The organism is Bacillus sp. RC251, from assembly GCF_044908765.1.
GTDB lineage: Bacteria > Bacillota > Bacilli > Bacillales > Bacillaceae_G > Bacillus_A > Bacillus_A wiedmannii.
The window spans coordinates 1-2,986 of record NZ_JBIYDP010000032.1 but is presented as its reverse complement, the minus strand read 5'-3'; the positions used below and the strand labels follow the sequence as shown (position 1 = coordinate 2,986).

Here is a 2,986-nt window from a genome sequence, read left to right as displayed (position 1 = left end):
GTATGTTCTTTGAAAACTAGATAACAGTGTAGCTCATATTTTTTTAATTTTAGTTTGGTTAAGTTAGAAAGGGCGCACGGTGGATGCCTTGACACTAGGAGTCGATGAAGGACGGGACTAACGCCGATATGCTTCGGGGAGCTGTAAGTAAGCTTTGATCCGAAGATTTCCGAATGGGGAAACCCACCATACGTAATGGTATGGTATCCTTACCTGAATACATAGGGTAAGGAAGACAGACCCAGGGAACTGAAACATCTAAGTACCTGGAGGAAGAGAAAGCAAATGCGATTTCCTGAGTAGCGGCGAGCGAAACGGAACATAGCCCAAACCAAGAGGCTTGCCTCTTGGGGTTGTAGGACATTCTATACGGAGTTACAAAGGAACGAGGTAGACGAAGCGACCTGGAAAGGTCCGTCGTAGAGGGTAACAACCCCGTAGTCGAAACTTCGTTCTCTCTTGAATGTATCCTGAGTACGGCGGAACACGTGAAATTCCGTCGGAATCTGGGAGGACCATCTCCCAAGGCTAAATACTCCCTAGTGATCGATAGTGAACCAGTACCGTGAGGGAAAGGTGAAAAGCACCCCGGAAGGGGAGTGAAAGAGATCCTGAAACCGTGTGCCTACAAATAGTCAGAGCCCGTTAATGGGTGATGGCGTGCCTTTTGTAGAATGAACCGGCGAGTTACGATCCCGTGCGAGGTTAAGCTGAAGAGGCGGAGCCGCAGCGAAAGCGAGTCTGAATAGGGCGTTTAGTACGTGGTCGTAGACCCGAAACCAGGTGATCTACCCATGTCCAGGGTGAAGTTCAGGTAACACTGAATGGAGGCCCGAACCCACGCACGTTGAAAAGTGCGGGGATGAGGTGTGGGTAGCGGAGAAATTCCAATCGAACCTGGAGATAGCTGGTTCTCCCCGAAATAGCTTTAGGGCTAGCCTTAAGTGTAAGAGTCTTGGAGGTAGAGCACTGATTGAACTAGGGGTCCTCATCGGATTACCGAATTCAGTCAAACTCCGAATGCCAATGACTTATCCTTAGGAGTCAGACTGCGAGTGATAAGATCCGTAGTCAAGAGGGAAACAGCCCAGATCGCCAGCTAAGGTCCCAAAGTGTGTATTAAGTGGAAAAGGATGTGGAGTTGCTTAGACAACTAGGATGTTGGCTTAGAAGCAGCCACCATTTAAAGAGTGCGTAATAGCTCACTAGTCGAGTGACTCTGCGCCGAAAATGTACCGGGGCTAAATACACCACCGAAGCTGCGAATTGATACCAATGGTATCAGTGGTAGGGGAGCGTTCTAAGTGCAGTGAAGTCAGACCGGAAGGACTGGTGGAGCGCTTAGAAGTGAGAATGCCGGTATGAGTAGCGAAAGACGGGTGAGAATCCCGTCCACCGAATGCCTAAGGTTTCCTGAGGAAGGCTCGTCCGCTCAGGGTTAGTCAGGACCTAAGCCGAGGCCGACAGGCGTAGGCGATGGACAACAGGTTGATATTCCTGTACCACCTCTTTATCGTTTGAGCAATGGAGGGACGCAGAAGGATAGAAGAAGCGTGCGATTGGTTGTGCACGTCCAAGCAGTTAGGCTGATAAGTAGGCAAATCCGCTTATCGTGAAGGCTGAGCTGTGATGGGGAAGCTCCTTATGGAGCGAAGTCTTTGATTCCCCGCTGCCAAGAAAAGCTTCTAGCGAGATAAAAGGTGCCTGTACCGCAAACCGACACAGGTAGGCGAGGAGAGAATCCTAAGGTGTGCGAGAGAACTCTGGTTAAGGAACTCGGCAAAATGACCCCGTAACTTCGGGAGAAGGGGTGCTTTCTTAACGGAAAGCCGCAGTGAATAGGCCCAAGCGACTGTTTAGCAAAAACACAGGTCTCTGCGAAGCCGTAAGGCGAAGTATAGGGGCTGACACCTGCCCGGTGCTGGAAGGTTAAGGAGAGGGGTTAGCGTAAGCGAAGCTCTGAACTGAAGCCCCAGTAAACGGCGGCCGTAACTATAACGGTCCTAAGGTAGCGAAATTCCTTGTCGGGTAAGTTCCGACCCGCACGAAAGGTGTAACGATTTGGGCACTGTCTCAACCAGAGACTCGGTGAAATTATAGTACCTGTGAAGATGCAGGTTACCCGCGACAGGACGGAAAGACCCCGTGGAGCTTTACTGTAGCCTGATATTGAATTTTGGTACAGTTTGTACAGGATAGGCGGGAGCCATTGAAACCGGAGCGCTAGCTTCGGTGGAGGCGCTGGTGGGATACCGCCCTGACTGTATTGAAATTCTAACCTACGGGTCTTATCGACCCGGGAGACAGTGTCAGGTGGGCAGTTTGACTGGGGCGGTCGCCTCCTAAAGTGTAACGGAGGCGCCCAAAGGTTCCCTCAGAATGGTTGGAAATCATTCGTAGAGTGCAAAGGCATAAGGGAGCTTGACTGCGAGACCTACAAGTCGAGCAGGGACGAAAGTCGGGCTTAGTGATCCGGTGGTTCCGCATGGAAGGGCCATCGCTCAACGGATAAAAGCTACCCCGGGGATAACAGGCTTATCTCCCCCAAGAGTCCACATCGACGGGGAGGTTTGGCACCTCGATGTCGGCTCATCGCATCCTGGGGCTGTAGTCGGTCCCAAGGGTTGGGCTGTTCGCCCATTAAAGCGGTACGCGAGCTGGGTTCAGAACGTCGTGAGACAGTTCGGTCCCTATCCGTCGTGGGCGTAGGAAATTTGAGAGGAGCTGTCCTTAGTACGAGAGGACCGGGATGGACGCACCGCTGGTGTACCAGTTGTTCTGCCAAGGGCATAGCTGGGTAGCTATGTGCGGAAGGGATAAGTGCTGAAAGCATCTAAGCATGAAGCCCCCCTCAAGATGAGATTTCCCATAGCGTAAGCTAGTAAGATCCCTGAAAGATGATCAGGTTGATAGGTTCGAGGTGGAAGCATGGTGACATGTGGAGCTGACGAATACTAATAGATCGAGGACTTAACCATATAATATG

Annotated in this window: 1 rRNA gene; it reads left to right on the top strand. The window is 51.2% G+C overall.

The features are described from left to right. Window positions 1–56 precede the first annotated feature (56 nt). A 23S ribosomal RNA gene (locus ABH961_RS30000) occupies window positions 57–2,978 on the top strand. Window positions 2,979–2,986: the final 8 nt, after the last annotated feature.